At 64.4% G+C, this 20246-nt stretch carries 24 protein-coding genes and 1 tRNA gene; 14 read left to right on the top strand and 11 right to left on the bottom strand.

The window, feature by feature from the left end:
- Positions 1-17: 17 nt before the first annotated feature.
- A complete protein-coding gene (gene bmt, locus E0501_RS05560) occupies positions 18-1034 on the top strand; it encodes a betaine--homocysteine S-methyltransferase (protein WP_137700329.1) in 1017 nt (338 codons plus the stop codon).
- Positions 1035-1061: 27 nt separating this feature from the next.
- On the opposite strand, the gene E0501_RS05555 is transcribed toward bmt, so the two are convergent.
- Positions 1062-2009, bottom strand: a complete 948-nt coding sequence (locus E0501_RS05555; protein WP_137700328.1) for a LysR family transcriptional regulator — start codon at positions 2007-2009, stop codon at positions 1062-1064.
- 109 nt (positions 2010-2118) lie between these two features.
- On the opposite strand from E0501_RS05555, the gene E0501_RS05550 reads away from it, so the two are divergent.
- Positions 2119-2391, top strand: a complete 273-nt coding sequence (locus E0501_RS05550; RefSeq protein ID WP_137700327.1) for a DUF4242 domain-containing protein — start codon at positions 2119-2121, stop codon at positions 2389-2391.
- Between the two features lie 9 nt (positions 2392-2400).
- Here E0501_RS05550 and E0501_RS05545 read toward each other — a convergent pair whose 3' ends face one another.
- Positions 2401-3486: a PA0069 family radical SAM protein gene (locus tag E0501_RS05545; RefSeq protein ID WP_137700326.1), complete on the bottom strand. Its 1086-nt coding sequence runs from the start codon at positions 3484-3486 to the stop codon at positions 2401-2403.
- 206 nt (positions 3487-3692) lie between these two features.
- Here E0501_RS05545 and E0501_RS05540 point away from each other — a divergent pair, with 206 nt between their 5' ends.
- The gene (locus tag E0501_RS05540) at positions 3693-4397 is read left to right on the top strand and encodes a corrinoid protein (protein WP_137700325.1); all 705 of its coding nucleotides are present in this window, start codon (positions 3693-3695) and stop codon (positions 4395-4397) included.
- Between the two features lie 11 nt (positions 4398-4408).
- Positions 4409-5053 (top strand): DUF1638 domain-containing protein, encoded by a 645-nt coding sequence (locus E0501_RS05535; protein ID WP_407943403.1) that lies wholly within the window; start codon positions 4409-4411, stop codon positions 5051-5053.
- An 87-nt stretch (positions 5054-5140) separates the two neighbouring features.
- Here the strand turns inward: E0501_RS05535 and E0501_RS05530 are convergent, their stop codons facing one another.
- Positions 5141-5548, bottom strand: a complete 408-nt coding sequence (locus tag E0501_RS05530) for a SufE family protein (RefSeq protein ID WP_137700323.1) — start codon at positions 5546-5548, stop codon at positions 5141-5143.
- 127 nt (positions 5549-5675) lie between these two features.
- Between E0501_RS05530 and E0501_RS05525 the strand changes: the two genes are divergently transcribed.
- Entirely contained in the window at positions 5676-6185 is a 510-nt protein-coding gene (locus tag E0501_RS05525) for a hypothetical protein (RefSeq protein ID WP_137700322.1), read from the top strand.
- Positions 6186-6206: 21 nt separating this feature from the next.
- Here E0501_RS05525 and rnd read toward each other — a convergent pair whose 3' ends face one another.
- A complete protein-coding gene (gene rnd, locus E0501_RS05520) occupies positions 6207-7364 on the bottom strand; it encodes a ribonuclease D (RefSeq protein WP_137700321.1) in 1158 nt (385 codons plus the stop codon).
- Between the two features lie 228 nt (positions 7365-7592).
- On the bottom strand, positions 7593-8141 hold the full coding sequence (locus E0501_RS05515) for a hypothetical protein (RefSeq protein WP_137700320.1): 549 nt from the start codon (positions 8139-8141) through the stop codon (positions 7593-7595).
- A 78-nt stretch (positions 8142-8219) separates the two neighbouring features.
- On the opposite strand from E0501_RS05515, the gene E0501_RS05510 reads away from it, so the two are divergent.
- Positions 8220-8792: a Crp/Fnr family transcriptional regulator gene (locus E0501_RS05510; RefSeq protein WP_137700319.1), complete on the top strand. Its 573-nt coding sequence runs from the start codon at positions 8220-8222 to the stop codon at positions 8790-8792.
- Positions 8793-8922: 130 nt separating this feature from the next.
- Here E0501_RS05510 and purN read toward each other — a convergent pair whose 3' ends face one another.
- Positions 8923-9516 (bottom strand): phosphoribosylglycinamide formyltransferase, encoded by a 594-nt coding sequence (gene purN / locus E0501_RS05505; protein WP_137700318.1) that lies wholly within the window; start codon positions 9514-9516, stop codon positions 8923-8925.
- Positions 9513-10559 (bottom strand): phosphoribosylformylglycinamidine cyclo-ligase, encoded by a 1047-nt coding sequence (gene purM / locus E0501_RS05500; protein ID WP_137700317.1) that lies wholly within the window; start codon positions 10557-10559, stop codon positions 9513-9515. The genes purN and purM overlap by 4 nt, the downstream gene beginning before the upstream one ends.
- Positions 10560-10688: 129 nt before the next feature.
- Here purM and E0501_RS05495 point away from each other — a divergent pair.
- From E0501_RS05495 to E0501_RS05485, 3 genes are all read left to right on the top strand, one after another.
- A tRNA-Ile gene (locus E0501_RS05495) sits at positions 10689-10764 on the top strand.
- 49 nt (positions 10765-10813) lie between these two features.
- Complete coding sequence (locus E0501_RS05490) at positions 10814-11881, top strand: AbrB family transcriptional regulator (RefSeq protein WP_137700316.1); 1068 nt, start codon at positions 10814-10816, stop codon at positions 11879-11881.
- A 61-nt stretch (positions 11882-11942) separates the two neighbouring features.
- The gene (locus E0501_RS05485) at positions 11943-12698 is read left to right on the top strand and encodes an SDR family NAD(P)-dependent oxidoreductase (RefSeq protein WP_137700315.1); all 756 of its coding nucleotides are present in this window, start codon (positions 11943-11945) and stop codon (positions 12696-12698) included.
- A 71-nt stretch (positions 12699-12769) separates the two neighbouring features.
- Here E0501_RS05485 and E0501_RS05480 read toward each other — a convergent pair whose 3' ends face one another.
- Positions 12770-12985, bottom strand: coding sequence for a tautomerase family protein (locus E0501_RS05480; RefSeq protein WP_137700314.1), 216 nt, complete (start codon positions 12983-12985; stop codon positions 12770-12772).
- Positions 12986-13137: 152 nt separating this feature from the next.
- Between E0501_RS05480 and E0501_RS05475 the strand changes: the two genes are divergently transcribed.
- Positions 13138-13857 (top strand): winged helix-turn-helix transcriptional regulator, encoded by a 720-nt coding sequence (locus E0501_RS05475; RefSeq protein WP_137700313.1) that lies wholly within the window; start codon positions 13138-13140, stop codon positions 13855-13857.
- Positions 13858-13960: 103 nt separating this feature from the next.
- On the opposite strand, the gene E0501_RS05470 is transcribed toward E0501_RS05475, so the two are convergent.
- From E0501_RS05470 to E0501_RS05460, 3 genes are all read right to left on the bottom strand, one after another.
- Positions 13961-15784: an ABC-F family ATP-binding cassette domain-containing protein gene (locus E0501_RS05470; RefSeq protein ID WP_137700312.1), complete on the bottom strand. Its 1824-nt coding sequence runs from the start codon at positions 15782-15784 to the stop codon at positions 13961-13963.
- 36 nt (positions 15785-15820) lie between these two features.
- On the bottom strand, positions 15821-16555 hold the full coding sequence (locus E0501_RS05465) for a GNAT family N-acetyltransferase (protein WP_137700311.1): 735 nt from the start codon (positions 16553-16555) through the stop codon (positions 15821-15823).
- Between the two features lie 79 nt (positions 16556-16634).
- Positions 16635-17099 carry an outer membrane protein assembly factor BamE gene (locus E0501_RS05460; RefSeq protein ID WP_137700310.1) on the bottom strand — a complete coding sequence of 155 codons (465 nt, stop codon included), beginning with the start codon at positions 17097-17099 and terminating at the stop codon, positions 16635-16637.
- A gap of 81 nt (positions 17100-17180) precedes the next feature.
- Between E0501_RS05460 and E0501_RS05455 the strand changes: the two genes are divergently transcribed.
- The 4 genes from E0501_RS05455 (at position 17181) to E0501_RS05440 (ending at position 20228) form a co-directional block, all read left to right on the top strand.
- Positions 17181-17729 carry a YceD family protein gene (locus E0501_RS05455; RefSeq protein ID WP_137700309.1) on the top strand — a complete coding sequence of 183 codons (549 nt, stop codon included), beginning with the start codon at positions 17181-17183 and terminating at the stop codon, positions 17727-17729.
- A gap of 179 nt (positions 17730-17908) precedes the next feature.
- Positions 17909-18115: a 50S ribosomal protein L32 gene (gene rpmF / locus E0501_RS05450; protein ID WP_137700308.1), complete on the top strand. Its 207-nt coding sequence runs from the start codon at positions 17909-17911 to the stop codon at positions 18113-18115.
- 26 nt (positions 18116-18141) lie between these two features.
- The gene (gene plsX, locus E0501_RS05445) at positions 18142-19257 is read left to right on the top strand and encodes a phosphate acyltransferase PlsX (RefSeq protein ID WP_137700307.1); all 1116 of its coding nucleotides are present in this window, start codon (positions 18142-18144) and stop codon (positions 19255-19257) included.
- Positions 19254-20228, top strand: coding sequence for a beta-ketoacyl-ACP synthase III (locus tag E0501_RS05440; protein WP_137700306.1), 975 nt, complete (start codon positions 19254-19256; stop codon positions 20226-20228). The genes plsX and E0501_RS05440 overlap by 4 nt, the downstream gene beginning before the upstream one ends.
- Positions 20229-20246 lie beyond the last annotated feature (18 nt).

Below are 20246 nucleotides of genomic sequence, written 5' to 3'. Positions count from 1 at the left end.
ATAACAAGGCCCCGATCATGACAAACCCGCTGCAACGCCTCCTTGATACCCGCGACTGGCTGATGGCCGATGGCGCCACCGGGACCAACCTGTTCAACATGGGGCTCAGTTCGGGCGAACCGCCCGAGATGTGGAATGTCGAGCATCCCAACCGCATCCGCACCCTCTACCGCGGCGCGGTCGAGGCCGGCTCGGATCTCTTCCTCACCAACTCCTTCGGCGGCAATTCCGCGCGCCTCAAACTCCACGGCGCCGAAAAACGCGCCCGCGAGCTCAGCCGCATTTCCGCGGAACTGGGCCGCGACGTGGCCGATGCCGCCGGACGCGAGGTGATCGTCGCCGGCTCGGTCGGCCCCACCGGCGAAATCATGGCGCCCATGGGCAACCTCACCCACGAACTCGCGGTCGAGATTTTCCACGAACAGGCCGAGGGCCTCAAGGAAGGCGGCGCCGACGTGCTCTGGCTCGAAACCATCTCGGCCCCCGAGGAATACAAGGCCGCGGCCGAGGCCTTCGCGCTGGCCGGCATGGACTGGTGCGGCACGATGAGCTTCGACACCGCCGGGCGCACGATGATGGGCGTCACCTCCTCGGCCATGGTCGACCTGGTCGAAGGCCTGCCCAACCCGCCGATCGCCTATGGCGCCAATTGCGGCGTCGGCGCCTCGGACCTGCTGCGCACCGTTCTGGGCTTCGTGGCACAGGGCTCGGAACGCCCGATCATCGCCAAGGGCAACGCCGGCATCCCGAAATACCACGATGGCCACATCCATTACGACGGCACGCCGGAGCTGATGGCAGACTACGCCGTGCTCGCCCGCGATTGCGGCGCGCGGATCATCGGCGGCTGCTGCGGCACCATGCCCGAGCACCTGAAGAAAATGCGCGAAGCTCTTGAAAACACGCCCAAAGGCCCGCGCCCGACATTGGAACAGATCACCGGACGGCTGGGCCCGTTCTCTTCGGCCGCCGATGGCACCGGAGACGAGGCCGGCCCCTCCCGCGAACGCCGCTCACGCCGCCGCCGCGGCTGATCAGCCCGGCTCGCGCTCCCGCGGCGGTCAGGCCGGCGGCTCTCCGAAAAGCCGGGTCATGACCGCCCGGTCGCCCACGGCCCGTTCGGTTGCCCAGTCGCGAAACGCCCGCTGCACCGGGCCCAACCGCCGGCCCTTTCGCCAGATCAGCTGGTGCCAGTATCGCCCCCACGCCACCGCATCGGCCCCGAACGGCATCACCAGCCGTCCCGCCTCGATCGCGTGGAAACACTCGGACAATCCCCCGAGTACAAGCCCGATGCCCGACTGCGCGATCCGGATCCCGCTGCCACTCAGCGTCAGCCCCGCCGCTTGCGCCTCGCGTTCCAGCGGAATACCGCTGCGCCGGCTCCAGCCATCCCAATCCACCCAGTCCGGATCCGAGGTCGGCACATCCAGCGTCACGATCGGCACCCCCGCAAGCGAGGGCGATGGCCCGTCCAACCCGTAGCGCGTGGCGAAATCGGGCGTACAGACAGGCACGACTCCGCTCGGCAACAGCGACACGGCCTCGAAATTGTCCGCGCCCAACGCCATGTAGCGTATCGCGAAATCATGCTGGCCGGCCGCCAGGTCGACCACCTCCCACCGCGTATCGAGCCGCAGGTCAACCGCTTCCACCTGCGCGAAAAGCGTATCCAGGTGGCGGGGCAACCATGTCTCGGCAAAGGTCTGCGTCACCGCCAGCGACAACCGATGCGACGCCCCGGCCTCTGCCGTCAGCCGCGCCTGGATCTCGGCGATGTCCGACAGCGCCCGGGTCAGCCCCTGCGCCAGCTCACGCGTCTCCGGCAAAGCGGCAAGCCCCCCGGCACCCCGCTCGAACAGCGCGCGCCCCAGGAAGTCTTCCAGCCCGCGCAGTTGGGCACCGACGGCGGCCGTCGTCACGCCCAGTTCCTCGGCTGCGCCCGCAACACTGCCGCACCGCATCACGGCCTCCACCGCGCGCCATCCATTGAGATGCGAAATCCTCATGCCACCTGACTAAAGTTTTCCTTTTCCCCAGCGAAGATAAATTGCCTTTTTAGAAAAGGCTATATCCCCCACCCTGGAACAATCTTTTCTTTATCCAGGGAGATCCACCATGAAGGCCTATATCATCGAACGCGATCTGCCCGGCATCGGCAGCATGAGCGCAGCCGAGCTTGCCGGCGCCGCGGCCACCTCGAACGAAGCGCTCGCGAAACTCGCCCCCAGAGTTCAGTGGCAGCACTCCTACGTCGCCAATGACAAATCCTTTTGCGTCTATCTCGCCGAAGACGAAGCCGCGATCCGCCAGCATGCCGAGCTCAGCGGCTTTCCCGCCACCACCATCACCGAGTTGAAGGGACAGATCGACCCGACCACCGCCGGTTAGCCGCCCGGCTCAGAACAGGCTCAGCTGGTCGCCCGCCCGCGCGGGCGGCCGGAACAGGTCGCAGCGCAACGCGGGTTGCGCCGCGTCCATTCCCAGGCGCCGCAATGCCGCGGCAAAGCGCGCGCCGATCATCTGCGCGTATTCGCCCTCGCCCCGCATCCTGTGGCCCCAGCGCGCGTCATAGTCCTTGCCGCCATGCATTTCGCGCAGCCGCGCCATCACCTTGGCGGCGCGGTCGGGGAAATGCGCCTGCAGCCATTCCTGCACCAAGGGCGACACTTCCAGCGGTAGGCGCAACATGATCCAGCTGGCCATATCCGCGCCGGCCTCGCGCCCCGCCGCCAGAATCGCCTCGATCTCGTGATCGGTCAGCCCCGGCACGACGGGCGACACCATCAGCCGCACCGGCACGCCGGCCTGCGCCAGCCGCCGGATCACCTCCAGCCGCCGTTTCGGCCGCGGCACCCGCGGCTCCATCGTGCGCGCCACCCGGTCGTCCAGCGTGGTCACCGAAACGCCCACGCGCACCAGCCCCTCGGCCGCCATCGGCGCCAGGATATCCAGGTCGCGCTCGATCAGCGCCCCCTTGGTGACAATCGCCACGGGATGCCGGAACGCACGCAGCACCTTCAGGCAATCGCGCATGATTTCACGTTCCCTTTCAACGGGTTGATAGGGGTCCGTGTTGGTGCCGATCGCGATCGGCGCCACCGTGTAACGCCGCGCCCGCAATTCGCGTTCCAACGCCTCGGCCGCGTTCACCTTGGCCACCAGCCGGGTTTCGAAATCCAGCCCCGCGGACAGCCCCAGATAGGCATGCGTGGGCCGCGCGAAACAGTAGACGCAGCCATGCTCGCATCCCCGGTAAGGATTGATCGACCGATCGAATGGCAGATCGGGCGAACGGTTATAGGTGATGATCCGCCCCGCCCGCTCTTCCTGCACATGAGTCGTGAACCGCCCGCGCTCCTCGGGCAGATCCCAGCCGTCATGCGCCTCCACCCGCACTAGCCGCTCGAACCGCCCGCCCGCGTTCGACAGCGCCCCGCGCCCGCGCCGGCGGGCCCGCTCCACGATATAGCGCTCGCTCTCCATGGGTCCGAAATTAGAACATAAAGCGAACATTCGCAATGAACCACATGACAGACATGAGAATTATTCCGCCGCGCCGCGCGCAAATACCGGCTATAAGTCGGCATCGGTGCACCCCATGTCGCAATCCGGACAGTCCGTCTGCGACAAATTGGCAATAGCATCGGGAAAACCCGCGCGCGCGACGCGCCCAGACAAAGGAACCGCCCATGTCCGAGGAAGAAGACGACATCATCCTCAGCGAGCTCGACGACGAGGAACTCGTCCAGCAGATGTTCGATGACCTCTACGACGGTCTCAAGGAAGAGATCGAGGAAGGCGTCAACATCCTGCTCGAACGCGGCTGGGCCCCCTACAAGGTCCTGACCGAGGCGCTGGTCGGCGGCATGAAGATCGTCGGCGACGATTTCCGCGACGGCATCCTCTTCGTCCCCGAGGTGCTTCTGGCCGCCAACGCGATGAAGGGCGGCATGTCCATCCTCAAGCCGCTCCTGGCCGAAACCGGCGCGCCGCGCGTCGGCAAGATGGTGATCGGCACCGTCAAGGGTGACATCCACGACATCGGCAAGAACCTCGTGGCGATGATGATGGAAGGCGCCGGCTTCGAAGTGGTCGATCTCGGCATCAATAACGCGGTCGAGGCCTATCTCGAAGCCCTCGAATCCGAAGAGCCCGACATCCTCGGCATGTCGGCCCTGCTGACCACCACCATGCCCTACATGAAAGTGGTGATCGACACGATGGTCGAACAGGGCAAGCGCGACGATTACATCGTGCTCGTCGGCGGCGCGCCGCTGAACGAGGAATTCGGCAAGGCCATCGGCGCAGATGCCTATTGCCGCGATGCCGCCGTGGCAGTGGAAACCGCCAAGACGCTGGTCGCGCGCAAGCACAACCAGGGCGCCAGCGCGTAACGCGCGTGGCGCTGCCGGACGATCAAACCCTTACCGAAGCCGGGCTGGCGGTCACCGTCGCGAAAGCCCGGCTTCTTTTCATCGCCTGCGGCGCGCTCGCGCGCGAAATCCTCGCGCTGAAAGAGCTCAACGGCTGGAATCACGCCGACCTGCGCTGCCTGCCCGCCATCCTGCACAACAGCCCCGACAGGATCACCCCGGCGGTGGTCGACATGGTGGAAAAACACCGCGCGGAGTATGACCGCATCTTCGTCGTTTATGCGGATTGCGGTACCGGCGGCCAGCTTCAGGCCGCCTGCGCACACCTCGGCGTCGAGATGGTGCCCGGCCCGCACTGCTACAGCTTCTTCGAGGGCAACGCGGTCTTCTCCGCCCATGCCGAGGACGAAATCACCACCTTCTACCTCACCGATTTCCTCGCCCGCCAGTTCGATGCCTTCGTCTGGCGCCCGCTCGGCCTCGACCGTCACCCGCAACTGCGCGACAGTTATTTCGGCCATTACGAAAAACTGGTCTACCTCGCCCAGACCGACGACCCCGCAGTCACCGCCCGGGCCGAAGAGGCCGCCACCCGCCTCGGCCTCGCCTTCGAGCGCCGCTTCACCGGCTACGGCGATCTGGCCAGCGTGCTCGCCGATCAGGCCGCCCAGGGCTGACCAGGGCTGACCCTTCATCTTGCCTCAAATATCCCGGGGGTTTGGGGGCAGCGCCCCCAATCCGATTTTTCTGCGAAAAATCGTGGCTCAGGCCGCCGCCGCCACCTGCCGGATCCGCTCGATCATCGCCCTGAGCCCGTTCGAGCGCTGCGCGCTCAGATGCTCGTCCAGCCCCAGCCGCGCCAACTCGGCCTGCGCATCCACGCGCACCACCTCGGCCACCGGCAACCCGTTGTAAAGCTTGCGCAACACCGCGATCAGCCCGCGCACGATCATCGCGTCCGAATCCCCGTCAAAGCGGAACACGCCCCCCTCGATCACCGGGTGCAGCCAGACCTGACTGGCACAGCCATCCACCTTGGTCGCCGGCACCTTCAGCGCCTCGTCCAGCGGCTCCATCGCCTTGCCCTGCTCGATCACATGGGCATAGCGGTCTTCCCAATCCTCCAGGAACTCGAAATCCTCGACAATTTCTTCAAAGGCTTCGGTGGCCATGTCGCACTCCTTTTCCGGCGTCTTTCACTTAAGGCTCCGCCCTGCGAAGGTCCAGACGGGCGCATCGCGTCTTTTCAACGCGCGCGCAATGCGGTAACCGAAGGGAAAGGGGAAAAGGGCGGATCACATGCGCAAATCCTTCACGCTGCTTCTGGTGGCCACGCTGACGCTGACGGCCTGCGGATCCATCCGCGACTCGCGGCTCAATCCGTTCAACTGGTTCGGCGGCAGCCGGGCCGAGGCCGTACCCGAAGGCGAAGCCAACCCGCTGATCCCGAAACGCGGCGGCGGTCTCTTCGCCCGCCGGCCCGCAGCGCCCTATGCCGGCATCCCGGTCGACACGATCGAAACGCTGGCGATCGAACGTGTTACCGGCGGCGCGATCGTGCGCGTCACCGGCGTCTCGGCCCGCCAGGGCGCCTACGAAGTGCGGCTTGTCGAGGACGAGGACGATGGCGACGAGGCCACGCTCACCTACACGCTGCGCGCGCTCTACCCGGCCCGCTCGCGCGTGGGCGCGAAAACCAGCCGCGAAGTGACCGCGGCGCGCCACCTGACCACCGAGGATCTCGAAGGGATCCGCAACATCCGGGTCCGGGGTGTGCGCAACGCCCGCGTGTCGTCGCGCCGGTTCTGAAACCGGCGCCCTGACAGCGTTCTAAAGCTCGATCACCCTGACGTGCCGGCCCTTGGCCGACAGGGCAATCTTGCCCTCACACAGCCGCAATGCGTCCTCGCCGAATACCTCGCGCCGCCAGCCCTTCAATGCCGGCACGTCGCGCTCGCCCGCGGCGATCAGGTCCAGGTCGGCCGATGGCGCGATCAGCTTGGGTGCCACACCCTCGCTTTCGGTCTTGGCCTTCAGAAGCACCCGCAACAGATCGGCCAGCGCCGGGTTCACCTGCAGCTTGTCGCGGCTCTTGTCCACCTTGGGCAGGTCCTCGGGCGGGCATTCCAGCCCCAGCTTCACCGCGTCCAGGATACCCTCGGCAATCTCGCCCCTGCGCGCCTCGCGCAAGAGAAGGCGTGAGCGCCCCAGCTCCTGCATGTTCGACGGCTTGGTCGAGGCCAGCTCGACCAGCGCATCGTCCTTGAACACGCGGTTGCGCGGGATGTTACGCGACTGGGCATAGCCCTCGCGGAACCGCGCCAGCTCGCGCACGATCGCCAGGAACTTGCCGGAATGGGTGCGTGTCTTCACCCGTTTCCAGGCCTCGCTGGGCTTCACTTCATAGGTCGCCGGATCGGTCAGAACCCCCAGCTCCTCCTTCACCCATTTCTCGCGGCCGGTCTTTTCCAGCTCCGCGGCTAGGTATTCATAGATCGCCCGCAGATGCGTCACATCGGCCAGCGCGTATTTCTTCTGCGCATCGGTCAGCGGCCGGCGCGACCAGTCCGTAAAACGCGAAGTCTTGTCCAGCCCTTCCCGCGCGATCTTGCGCACCAGCGTCTCGTATCCCACCTGCTCGCCGAACCCGCAGACCATCGCCGCCACCTGCGTGTCAAAAAGCGGATCGGGCAGCACGCCCGCCTCCACCTGGAAAATCTCCAGGTCCTGCCGCGCGGCGTGAAACACCTTCACCACGCCCGTGTCGCGGAACATCTCGTACATCGGCTCCAGCGACAGCCCATCGGCCAGCGGATCGACCAGCACGGCATTTTCATTGCCCTCCCCGGGATAGGCCATCTGGATCAGGCACAATTTCGAGAAATAGGTGCGTTCGCGCAGGAACTCGGTGTCCAGCGTCACATAGGGGTGCTGTCTCGCCTCTTCGCAAAACGCGGCAAGCTCTTCGGTCTTGGTCAGGGTTTTCATGCTCTGGGGTTCGTTTTTGTCTGTTGTCCGGCCATGGCGCGTCATACGCCAAGACGCCTGCAAAGAAAAGCCGCTGAAACCACCGCTGCACGCCGGCAAGGCGATCCTGCCATGCCCGCCCGGCCGGCAAAGGGCCTAGGAACGACATTCCGGCAATGCGGGCGGCAAGCCGAATTTCGCCACGCCCTGCCCAAGGTCAGCTGTGCGGACAAAGCCGCCGCTGTCCACCTATGGACGAACGTCCGCTTCAGAGAGACGTGTCCGGTTAAACCCCACCAGAAGCGTCAGCAGCACAGCTAGGGTTGTTAAAGCGGATTTAAGAATTGTGGCTGAGCTAGTGGCATAAACCAGTGGAACGGAAATCTCTGGCCAGCTCCTAATCATGGCCGCGATACCAAGGTTTTCGACATAATCGAACAGAGCGCTACCAACCGAAAAGGCAATGCCAAAGCGGACAAGTTTTCTGTTTGGCATGCGTTGCCCAAACCAGCAGATCGTGGCGATCAAAGTCAACGTGAGCATGAATGGATAAAGTGTGTCCAAAGCGATCTGGTGACTGAGATAATACGCGCGCCCTTCCACTCCTAACGCTTCAAGAAGCGTCGCCGCCTCTATGGAGCCATAGCCGAAAGGACGCATGTCGAATGGGACGTGCCCTGAGACCGCTTCGATATGGGCGAGCGTGACATTGATCATCAGCAAATAGATTGATGCACTTATCAGTCCTGAGCCAACCGCAACTTTTCCAATATGTTTTGACAAATTTCTGTTCGTCATTTTGTAAACTCCTTGATCTGTGCCACACATGCCCTCAGACGAAGCCACCCGCATTATCATTTGATAAGGCACGCTGAGATGGATTTACGGACGTTTCTGAAGCAGTCTCCCGACCTGTCAGATATGGCTTGCGCGGACGATTTTGCATCTGATTGGAAACGAAAGCGTTTGAACAAGGGGGCGCACCTTACCCGGCAGGAACAACCCGAAACAGACGAATTCGTTCTTTTGGAAGGGTGCTTGGTGAGCAGTATTTGTGACCAAGACGGCAAAGAAGTTAGCGTCGAGTTTTATGTGGGTCCCTGCGTTATCACGCCAAATGTCGCTCGAACGCGCGACGGTGTGTCGCTCGTGTCCATTGCGGCAACGACCGATGCCCTGCTTGCAAGGATCGACAGTGATCTACTTTCAAGTCGGATGATTTCATCTGAACCCATCCGAAATTGGGCCAATGGTGTTCTGCGGGACGCGCTAAGCCGGAAGGTAGATCGAGAGTGGTGCCTCGCCGCTCTTAAAGGGGCTGAGCGGCTAACTTGGTTTCGCCAAGCATTCCCCGGCTATGAAGACATCTTTCCCCATATGTTGATTGCATCCTTTTTAGGGATCACACCTGTCACAATGAGCCGTTTACGCACCGGCGACAAACACTGACAGAAAGCGGCCATTCGTGCGTCTTGCAGCATCGGTCAAAGAGGGCTCGAAGCTGCCGTTCGCTGCGCGTTTCTTGAGTGTCCGACACGGGCCGCAACCAGATGAGCGAGCCCCTTCTCGACATGTTATCCTACGAAAGGAAAACCGGCTCGCGGTTGCCTTCCGCAAAACGCTTCAACACCGCCGGGTAAAGCTTGTGCTCCTGCACCAAAACCCGTGCGGCCAGGCTCTCTGGCGTATCCTCCGGCATCACGGGCACCCGCGCCTGCCCTAGGATCGGGCCGTCATCCAGCTCCGCCGTCACCTCGTGCACGGTGCAGCCCGCCTCGGCATCGCCCGCGTCGATCGCGCGCTTGTGCGTGTGCAGCCCGCGGTATTTCGGCAAAAGCGAGGGATGGATGTTCAGCATCCGGCCGGCATAGTGGTTGATGAAAACAGGCGTCAGGATGCGCATGAACCCGGCCAGGCACAGGATATCCGGCGCATTGCGATCAATCACTGAAATCAATTTTCTTTCAAAGGCTTCCCGGTCACCCTTGAAGTCGCGATGATCCACCGCCGCCGTCGCGATCCCCATCTCGCGCGCCTTTTTCAGGCCGCCCGCCTCGGGATCGTTCGACAGCACCAGCACGGGCTCGGCCGGGTGATCGGCCTGCATGCTTTCCACCAGCTTCACCATGTTCGAGCCGCCGCCCGAAATCAGGATCGCCACGCGTTTCTTCACGAAAGCGCCCCGGTATAGGCCACGCCCTCACCGGCCACCACGCGGCCAAGAACGCTCACGCTTTCGCCCTCGCCCTCCAGCAGCTCTTTCAGCGCCTCGGCGCGGTCCGCCTCGACCGCCAGGATCATGCCGATGCCGCAGTTGAAGGTCTTGAGCAGTTCCGCCTCGGCCATGCCGCCCGTCTCGCGCAGCCAGCCAAAGACCGGCGGCAGCGCCCAGGCGCCCAGGTCGATCTCCGCGCCCAGCCCCTCGGGCAGCACCCGCGGCAGGTTCTCGGTCAGCCCGCCACCGGTGATATGCGCCAGCGCATGCACGCCGCCCGCGCGCACCGCCGCCAGCGCCTGCTTCACGTAAAGCCGCGTCGGCGCCAGCAGCGCCGCGCCCAGGCTGCCCTCGGCCCAGGGGCAATCGGCCTCCCAGCCCAGCCCGCTGATCTCAACGAGCTTGCGCACCAGCGAATAGCCGTTCGAATGCACGCCATTCGACCCCAGCCCCAGAAGGACGTCGCCCTCGGCCACACCCGCCGGCAGGTCCGCGCCGCGCTCCATCGCCCCCACGGCAAAACCCGCCAGGTCGAAATCGCCCTCCGGGTACATGCCCGGCATCTCCGCCGTCTCGCCGCCGATCAGGGCGCAGCCCGATTGCGCACAGCCCTCGGCAATGCCCTCGATGATCCGCGCCGCGGTCTCGGTTTCCAGCTTGCCGGTGGCAAAATAATCCAGAAAAAAGAGCGGCTCGGCCCCCTGGCAGACCAGGTCATTGACGCACATCGCCACCAGGTCGATGCCCACGCCGTCCACCTCTCCGGTATCGATCGCGATGCGCAGCTTGGTGCCCACCCCGTCGGTCGCCGCCACCAGCACCGGATCGCTGTAGCCGGCCGCCTTCAGATCGAACAATGCGCCAAAGCCGCCCAGCCCCGCCATCACGCCCGGCCGCGCCGTGCGTTTCGCCGCCGGCTTGATCCGCTCGACCAGCGCGTTGCCCGCATCGATATCCACGCCTGCATCGGCATAGGTGACACCATTCTTTCCGTCGCTCATCGGCTGTCTCCTCGGGGCTTTGCGCGTGGCCCTAGACCATCTTCGCCCCCCATGCAATGAGTCGCGCCGCCCCTTCGGCCTGTCGCGGCTTGACGTCACCCCGCTTTGTGCTAGCTAAAAGAGACGAGAGGGCCTGTAGCTCAATGGTTAGAGCAGAGCGCTCATAACGCTTTGGTTGCAGGTTCGAGTCCTGCCGGGCCTACCAACTTCTCCGGTGCGCTGGCACGGCATGCACCGGCAAACGGGAAACGCGCATGCCCCTTGCCACGCTGGTGCTGACCACGGGATTGATGTGCCTTTTGGGCGCCCTGGGTGGAATCGCAGCCACGTTTCTCAACCTACCGTTGCCCTACCTGCTGGGCAGCCTGATCGCCACCGCCATCGTCGCCATCTTCCTGCCCCACCGCCTACCGGCCGGCTATGACTTCCCGATGAAGTTCCGCATTCTCTTCATCGCGCTCATCGGCATGCTGATCGGCACCCAGGTCACGCCCGAGCTTGTCGCCTCGATCCCCGGCATGGCGGTGTCGATGGCCGGCGTCGTGATCTTTGTCATCCTGGCGCAATGGGCCAATTACCTGATCTTCCGCCGCATCGGCGGGTTTGACGCGCCCACCGCCTATTTCTCGGGCGCGCCCGGCGGGCTGATCGAATCGATCACCATGGGCGAAGCCTCGGGCGCCAATGTGCAGCTTCTGATCTCCCAGCAGTTCCTGCGCATCATCCTGGTGATCGGCCTCGTGCCGCTGGCGCTGTCGCTCTGGCATGGCTACCCGGTGGGCAGCGCGTCGGGCATTGGCTTCGACACGCCGCGCGCCGATCTCACCCAGCTGCCGCTGGTCATTGCCGCCGCCATCGCCGGCACCCTTGCCGGTTACGCCCTCCGCCTGCCCGCCTGGCAGCTCACCGGCGCGCTGCTGCTTTCGGCCGGTCTCAACCTCGCCGGTTACCCGCTCAGCCCGCCTGACTGGCTGGTCAAAGTGGCCCAGGTGGTGATCGGCGCGGCACTCGGCATGCGCTTCACCGGCTTCAGCCGCCAGTTGCTGCTGCGCGGGCTCTGGCTCTCGGCGATTTCGGTCGCGGTGATGCTGGCCATTGGCGCAACGCTCTCCATCCTTGTCCGTCTCGTCACCGGCGACCCGTTCGAGGTGCTGCTGATCACCTATGCCCCCGGCGGAATCAACGAGATGGCGCTCATTGCCCTCTCGATCCAGGCCAACCCGGCTTTCGTCACCCTGCATCACATCATCCGCCTCACCGTCACGGTGCTTGCCATGGGCGTCGCGGCCCGCCACCTGCCCGGCCTCCACGACCGCCTTTGACAAGTCCGCCCCGCGCAGGTTACTGAACATCTGTTCAATTCATTCCGAAAGGACCCAGCCCATGAAAATGACCGACACCGCTGCCATCATCACCGGGGGCGCCTCGGGCCTGGGCGAGGCCACCGCCCGCCAGTTCCTCTCCGCCGGCGCGCAGGTCACCCTGCTCGACCGCGACGCCGCGCGCGGCGAAGCCGTCGCGAAAGAAATCGGCGCCACCTTCGCCGAAACCGATGTCACCTCCGAGGACAGCGTCGCCGCCGCCGTCGCCAAGGCCAAAGAGGCGATGGGCCGCATTACCTGTGCGGTCAACTGCGCCGGCATCGGCACCGCCGAAAAGACGCTGGGCAAGGAAGGCCCGCACAGCCTCGACCACTACAAGCGGATCATCGACATCAACCTCGTAGGCAGTTTCAACGTCGCGCGGCTTGCCGCCGCGGAAATGGCCACGAATGATCCCGATGACGATGGCGCCCGCGGCGTGATCATCAACACCGCCTCGGTTGCTGCCTTCGACGGGCAGAAGGGCCAGGTCGGCTATGCCTCGTCCAAGGGCGGCATCGTCGGCATGACCCTGCCCATGGCGCGCGATCTCGCCCGCAACGGCATTCGGGTGATGACCATCGCACCCGGCATCTTCGCCACGCCCATGCTGATGGGCCTGCCGCAAGAGGTTCAGGACCAGCTCGCCGCCGACGTCACCTGCCCGCAGCGCCTGGGCGACCCCAACGAATACGGCCGCCTGGCGCAATTCATCGTCGAATGCGGTTACCTGAACGGCACCGTCATCCGTATCGACGGCGCCCTGCGCATGCAGTAACGCCTTTCATATGACAGTCAAAAGGCCGGGCACCCGCAGGCGCCCGGCCTTTTCATTTGTCGAAGGCGGCCCTATCCGGCGGCCATCGCCTTGATATCGGCTGCGCTCGGGGTGGTGCCACCGATCCCCCATTGGCCGCTGCGCACTTCCTTCACGCGCACCCAGGTCACGCCGCGCATGTTTTCGCCTTCGACCTCGACCATCGCATTGGTCACTTTCTCGATCATTTGCGCCTTCTGTTCGTCGTCGAAAACGCCTTCGATCACTTCGATATCCACCAGTGGCATCATCAGTCTCCTTTCCTTGCTGAACTGATAAAACCCACTCTCCCACCGCCGCCCGGACCCCAGCCAGTTCTGAAAATGCAGGAAATCCACTACAGTTTGTGCAGTAGACGCCACGCAGGCGACAATGCTTAGCTGGGGCAGGAGGTGCTTTCATGTCCGATACGACCTATCCGAAGTTCTGCCCCGTCGCGATGGCGGCCAGTCTGCTCGAACCACGCTGGACCATGCTCTTGCTGTGTGAAATGTGGTCCGGCTCAACCCGCTTCAACGAGATTCAGCGCGGCGTTCCGGGCATGTCACCGGGCCTTTTATCGAAGCGCCTGAAAGAGATGGAGGCCAACGGCCTCATTACGCGTCGGGACGCCGCGACAGGCGGCCACGCCGAGTATCTCACAACCCCGGTGGCCGATGAACTACAGCCATTGATCACCGGGCTTGGCGAATGGGCCCACCGCCATATCGACTGCAACGTCTCGCTTCAGCACCTCGATGCCCGGCTCCTGATGTGGAAAATCCGCGGCAAGATCGACCAGTTGCAACTGCCCAAGCGCAAAAGCGTCATCCAGTTCCTGCTGAACGACCCCCCGAACGACAGCGCCAAGTACTGGCTGGTGTCGAAACCCGGTGAGGAAATCGACCTGTGCTATACCGATCCGAAGTTCAACATTGACCTCTACGTTGTCTGCAACCTGCGTGACCTGACATCGGCCTGGATGGGTCACACCAGCTTTGACGAAGAAATCGACAGCGGCCGGATAGCCCTCATCGGGCATGACTTGATGGCACGCACCCTGACGAAATGGCTGCGGCAAAGCAGCTTTGCCGATTGCGTCGATGCCCCCCGCAGCGAGGCGATGCGCAGGACCGTTTGACGCCGTCGGCGCAGCGAAAAACGGGATCGTGTTAACGCTCTGCCCGGCAGCCGGATGTCAGCCGGGCGGTGCACGCAAATCACCCCCCGGATCTTGGCCCATGTTAACCTTCAGCTTCCGCCTTTTCAGCCAGCGTTAACCATTCCTCCTCGGCCGCGGTCAGCGCCTCCTGCCGCTCGACCAGGGCCTCCGTCGCCTTCTTGAATTTCACCGGCTCGCGGGTAAACAGGTCCGGCTGCGCCAGGAATTCCTCCAGCTTGGCAATCTCCGCCTCCAGCCGCTCGATCACCCCCGGCAATTCCTCCAGCCGGTGCTTTTCGGTAAAGCTCAGCCCAGGTTTCTGCGTTTTGGTCGCCTCGGATTTCGGTTGGATCGACTTGGATTTTTCTTTCTTTTCTGGGGCTTGAACACCGTCAGCCCCGGTTTTCTGCACCTGGTAGTCGCTCCATCCGCCGGCATAGACGGTGGCGCGGCCGCCCCCCTCCATCGCCACGGTAATCGTCGCCACCCGGTCCAGGAAATCGCGGTCGTGGCTGACCAGCAGCACCGTGCCGTCATAGCTGTCCAGCAACTCCTGCAGCAGGTCCAGCGTCTCGACATCCAGGTCGTTCGTCGGCTCGTCCAGCACCAGCAGGTTGCTTTCCCTGGCCATGATCTTGGCCAGCAGAAGCCGGGCTTTTTCCCCTCCCGACAAGGACTTGACCGGCGCCCGCGCCTGCCGCTCGTCGAACAGGAACTCTTTCAGGTATCCCACCACGTGCTTCGGCTGACCGCGGACCATGATCTGGTCGGCCTTGCCCGAAACCCGCATGTCGGGATCGCCTGTCAAGCTGTCCCAAAGGCTCATCTCCGGGTCCAGCTGCGCGCGCGCCTGGTCGAACACCGCCGGCACCAGGTTGGTGCCGTGCTTCACGCTTCCTTCGTCCGGCGCCACTTCACCCATCAGGATCTTGAGCAGCGTCGTCTTGCCCACGCCATTCGGCCCGACAAAGGCCACCCGATCGCCGCGAATCACCGTCAGATCAAAGCCCGACAGGATCACCTTTCCGTTGTAAGCCTTTGAAATACCTTTTGCTTCGATCACCTTGCGGCCCGATTTCGGGCCTGCCTCCAGCGCCATCGACGCCGCGCCCTGGCGGCTGATCTGCGCCGCGCGCTCGGCGCGCAGGTCGGCCAGCGCCCGCACGCGCCCCATGTTCCGTTTGCGCCGCGCGCTGATGCCTTCCACAGCCCAGCGCGCCTCGGACTTGATCTTGCGGTCCAGCTTGTGGCGCGCCTGGTCCTCTTCTTCCCAGATCTTGTCGCGCCAGGCCTCGAACGCCTCGAAACCCTTTTCCTGCCGACGCACCATTCCCCTGTCAATCCAAAGGGTTGCGCGCGTCAACTCACGCAGAAACGCGCGGTCGTGCGAGATCAGGACAAAGGCCCGCCGCGTCGCCTTCAGCTCGGCTTCCAGCCACAGCACCGCCTCGATATCCAGGTGGTTCGTCGGCTCGTCCAGCAGCATCAGTTCCGGCGCCTCGGCCATCAGCTTGGCCAGCGCCGCCCGCCGCCGCTCCCCGCCCGAGGCGGTGCCGACCGCGCGCGCGGGATCGAATTTCAGCCCCTCGCCCGCGCGCTCCACCTTGTAAAGCTCACCGGGTTCCAGGCCACTGGCCGCATAATCGCCCAGCGTGGCAAAGCCCTTCATCTCGGGCTCCTGCTCCATGTAGCCCACGCTCACACCGGGGCCCTCCACCCGCTCGCCCCGGTCGGGCTCCACCAGCCCGGCCATCACCTTCATCAGCGTCGACTTGCCCGATCCGTTGCGCCCCACCAGTGCCACCCGGTCGCCCGGCTGAATCACCAGGCTCAGCCCGTCGAAAACCGGCTCACCGCCGAAGGTCAGCGAAATATCGGTCAGTTGCAGTAAAGGAGCACGCGCCATGCCGTCCCGCTACCGCGCCGCGCGACCTGGGTCAAGCTACCCTGCCACTGCGCGCAACAGCCGCTTGCGTGCATCGGGGATGCGCCCGATCTCGACCCCGGTAAAGACATGCAGCGTCCCCATCTGCGCATCCACCACCGCATGATCGCTCACCCAGCCGCCCATCATCAGGTAGCTGCGCAACAAGGGCGGCATGCCCCGCATCGCGCGCTTGGCATCGGGTTTGCGCCGCAACCGCGCGGCAAAGCGGAACACCTCCGGCGCCTTCACCCGCGGCAGCCACCGCTTGGGCGCCAAGTGCCGCTCTTTCAGCCAGGCAAAGGCATCGAGATACCGAGTTTCGTCGATGCCGGCGAAAGACGAACAGCCAAACAGCAATTCCACCCTGTTTTCATCGACATAGGCCGTCATCGCACCCCAGGCCACGCGCAGGATGTCCGCATCCCTCTGCCCCGGCGCAATGCAAAAGCGGCCCATCTCCACCATCGGGCCATCAAACGCCTCAAGCGCCGACAATTCATAATACTGGGCTGAATAGCTTCGCCCGATCTCGCCGCCGCAGGTCAGTGGCAGCATGCGGAAACAGGCAACCAATGCACCGGTTTTCGCATTCTCGATCAGGAAATGCGCGCAGATCGCATCAAACCGGTCTGCATCCAGGCCTTCGTCTCCGAAAAACGCGCGGTGGCGCAACGCCTGAACTGCGGCGATATCCGCCGCGCTCTCGGCCAGCCGGGCGCGATACCGCCCTTTCACCAATGCCCGCACCATTGAACCGCTCCCGGGATCTGCACATCACGATACGTGCAGCCCGTTTCGCACACAAGCTATGACAGTTTCATGACCAGATTCAGTTGCGCGTGCCGCCGAAGGCCTGCGTCGGGCTGAAGTTGCCAAAGGCGCCCATCAGCTGCCGGATAAAGCCCTTGCCCTCCACGGACGAGCTCGTCACCCGCCGTGCCAGCGGCACAACCTGGCCGTCCTTCAGGCCGAAGCGCTCGATATTCTGCACCACCCCGGCCTCGTCAAAGCTGATCGCCACGACCTCGCGGTCGATCACCTTGGGTCGCATTGCCCCGAAATGCCGTACCTGGCTGCGGACATAGTAGATGTCGCCGCCCTGCAGCAGCGCCGAGGACGACGGTGCGCCCAGCACATCCTCGACCGTCTGGCGTGAATCCACGCCGACGGTGATTTCCTGCAACTCGGCTTCGGCCGGAACGTAACCGTGATTGCGGATGATTTCCGCGCACCCCGAGACAAGGATCAACCCCAGACAGGCGGCCGTGATGCGTGCCTTTGTTCCGATGCCCATATTGCTGCCCCCTTGCCTTGGCGGATCGCGCCTTTTATCCCGCTTACAACACCCCCACCCCCGGTTCAAGAATGTAAGCTTATGACACGCTCCGCCCCTGCCACCCGTTTCCGCGTCTCCGACCTGTCGCAGACCTCCGAAACCACATTCGCCCTGCGCCCCGATGCAGATGCACTGGCCGCCATCGCCGCCGAACTGGGCCTCGATGGTCTGCGCAAACTGTCGTTCACCGGCACCATCACCGCCGATGGCCGGCGCGACTGGCGGCTTGACGCGCATCTTGGCGCCACCGTGGTGCAGCCCTGCGTCGTCACCCTCGCCCCCGTCACCACCCGGATCGAGGAAGACGTGCACCGCCGATACCTTGCCCACCTGCCCGAGGACGACGCCGGCGAAGAGGTCGAGATGCCCGAGGATGAGACGATCAACCGCCTGGGCGATGAAATCGACGTGACCGAAGCAATGATCGAGGCGCTGGCGCTCGCCCTGCCGCTCTATCCGCGCGCCGATGGCGCCGAACTCGGCGAAGCGGTCTATACCGAGCCGGGCAAAGCCCCGATGCGCGACGAAGATGCGCGCCCGTTTGCCGGCCTCGCGTCGCTCAGGGACAAGCTGGAAAAGGATGAATGATGCAGGTGCAAAAAACCGCTTGCACCATGCGCGATTCCGACTATTTTCCCGGCTTCTTGCGAAATTAGGGTTGGACAGAACGGCTCGATAGGAATATGAGCCACGGACACCCGCGAAAGGGGCGTTTTGCCCATAGGAAACACCGGGCCGGTGGCCCGCAACGGAATTGAGGTTGTGACATGGCTGTCCAACAGAACAAAGTCTCGAAATCGCGCCGCAACAATCGCCGTGCACATGACGCGCTTGTTGCCGCAAACCCGAACGAATGCTCCAACTGCGGCGAGCTGAAGCGCACGCACCATGTCTGCCCCTCCTGCGGGCACTACGACGATCGTGAAATCGTCGCCATGGTGGACGAGGTCGACCTGGACGAAGACGCGGCCTAAGCCGGCGTTCCGGGGACGCCCGTCGCATGAGCGAATCTCAGGACAACTCCGATACGGGGACGGTCTCGGGCGCCGGGCGCATCATCATATCGGTCGACGCCATGGGCGGCGACAAGGGGCCGGCAACCGTGGTTGCCGGCATTTCTCGTTTCGCCAAGAACCATCCCGACACCGGGTTCATCCTGCATGGCCCACGCGCCACGCTCGACCCGCTGGTCGCGCGCCGCAAACACCTGGCTGGCCGGTGCGAGATTCGCGATGCCCAGGGTGTCGTTGAAATGGACGACAAACCCGGCGAGGTTCTGCGCTCGCGCCGCGACAGCTCGATGTGGTCCGCGCTTGAATCGGTGCGCAGCGGCGAGGCCACGGTCTGTGTCTCTTGCGGCAATACCGGCGCGCTGATGCTCCTGTCGGTCGTGCGCCTGCGCAAGCTGCCCGGCGTCTACCGCCCCGCCATCGCCGTGCTCTGGCCCTCGCGCAACCCGCAGGAATTCAACGTCATGCTGGATGCCGGCGCCGACGTGAAAGCGGATGAGCGTGACCTGCTGCAATACGCGCTGATGGGTGCCTCCTATGCCCGCAACGGGCTCGACCTGCCCCGGCCGCGCGTCGGCCTCCTGAATGTCGGCACCGAAGAGTTCAAAGGCCGCCCCGAAATGAAGGCCGCCAACGATCTCATCGCCGAAAACGCCGAGGCCGCGAAGTTCGACTATGTCGGATTCGTCGAAGGCTCCGACATCCCCGGCGACCGCTGCGACGTGATCGTCACCGACGGCTTCACCGGCAACGTGGCGCTGAAGACCGGCGAAGGCACCGCCTCGCTCATTGGCGATTTCCTGCGCGAAGCGTTCAAGTACACGCCGCTTTCGCGCCTCGCCTCGGTTCTGGCCTATACATCACTGCAGCGGTTGAAAAAGCGAATCGATCCGCGCCGGGTCAATGGCGGCGTGTTCCTCGGCCTCAACGGCACCGTGGTGAAATCCCACGGCGGCGCCGACGCCACCGGCGTGGCCGCGGCGGTCAAGCTCGCCTACCAGCTGGCCGAGAGCAACTTCTCGCAGAAGCTCGCCGCGCGCATCGCCTCGGCCACCATGCTGGCCAGCGACAGCGCGGTCGATGACAAGGACGGAGAAAACAAATGAGCGTCAGGGCCGTCGTGACGGGCGTGGGCCACTACCTTCCCGAACGCATCGTGCCCAATGCCGCGTTCGAGGAAACCCTGGACACCACCGACGAGTGGATCCGTACCCGCTCGGGGATCGAACGTCGCCATTTCGCGGCCGAAGGCGAAACCACCTCGGACATGGCGATCGCCGCCGCGCGTCGTGCGCTCACGGCCGCGGGCCGCGGACCCGATGACATCGACGCCGTCGTGGTCGCCACCTCCACGCCCGATCTCACCTTTCCCTCGGTCGCCACCATGGTGCAGGACGGGCTCGGCATGACCCGCGGCTTCGGCTTCGACGTTCAGGCCGTCTGCGCGGGCTTCGTCTTCGCCCTGACCAACGCCAACGCGCTCATCCTCGCCGGCCAGGCCAAACGCGTCCTGGTGATCGGCGCCGAGACCTTCTCGCGCATCATGGACTGGACGGATCGCTCCACCTGCGTGCTCTTCGGCGATGGCGCCGGCGCCCTGGTACTCGAAGCGCAGGACGGCACCGGCGACACCTCCGATCGCGGCATCCTGTCGGCGGATCTCAATTCCGATGGCCGCTTCCGCGACATGCTCTATGTCGATGGCGGCGTGTCCTCGACCGGCCATTCCGGCAAGTTGCGGATGCAGGGCAACCCCCTCTTCCGCCAGGCCGTGGACAAGCTCACCGCCACCGCGCATACCGCACTCTCCAAGGTCGGACTGTCCGACGATGCGGTCGACTGGATCGTGCCGCACCAGGCCAATATCCGCATCATCAAGGGCACGGCCAAGAAGATGGGCGTCCCGATGGAGCGCGTCATCGTCACCGTTCAGGACCACGGCAACACCTCGGCCGCCTCGATCCCTCTGGCCCTGTCGGTCGGCGCGGAACGCGGCCAGATCAAGCCGGGCGACCTGATCGTAACCGAGGCGATCGGCGGCGGGCTGGCCTGGGGCGCGGTGGTTCTGCGCTGGTGAACCGCGCGCCCGGCAAAT

The sequence above is a fragment of the Marimonas lutisalis genome (assembly GCF_005434965.1).
In the GTDB taxonomy this organism is placed as follows: domain Bacteria; phylum Pseudomonadota; class Alphaproteobacteria; order Rhodobacterales; family Rhodobacteraceae; genus Marimonas_A; species Marimonas_A lutisalis.
This window is presented reverse-complemented; position numbering and strand designations above follow the sequence as displayed.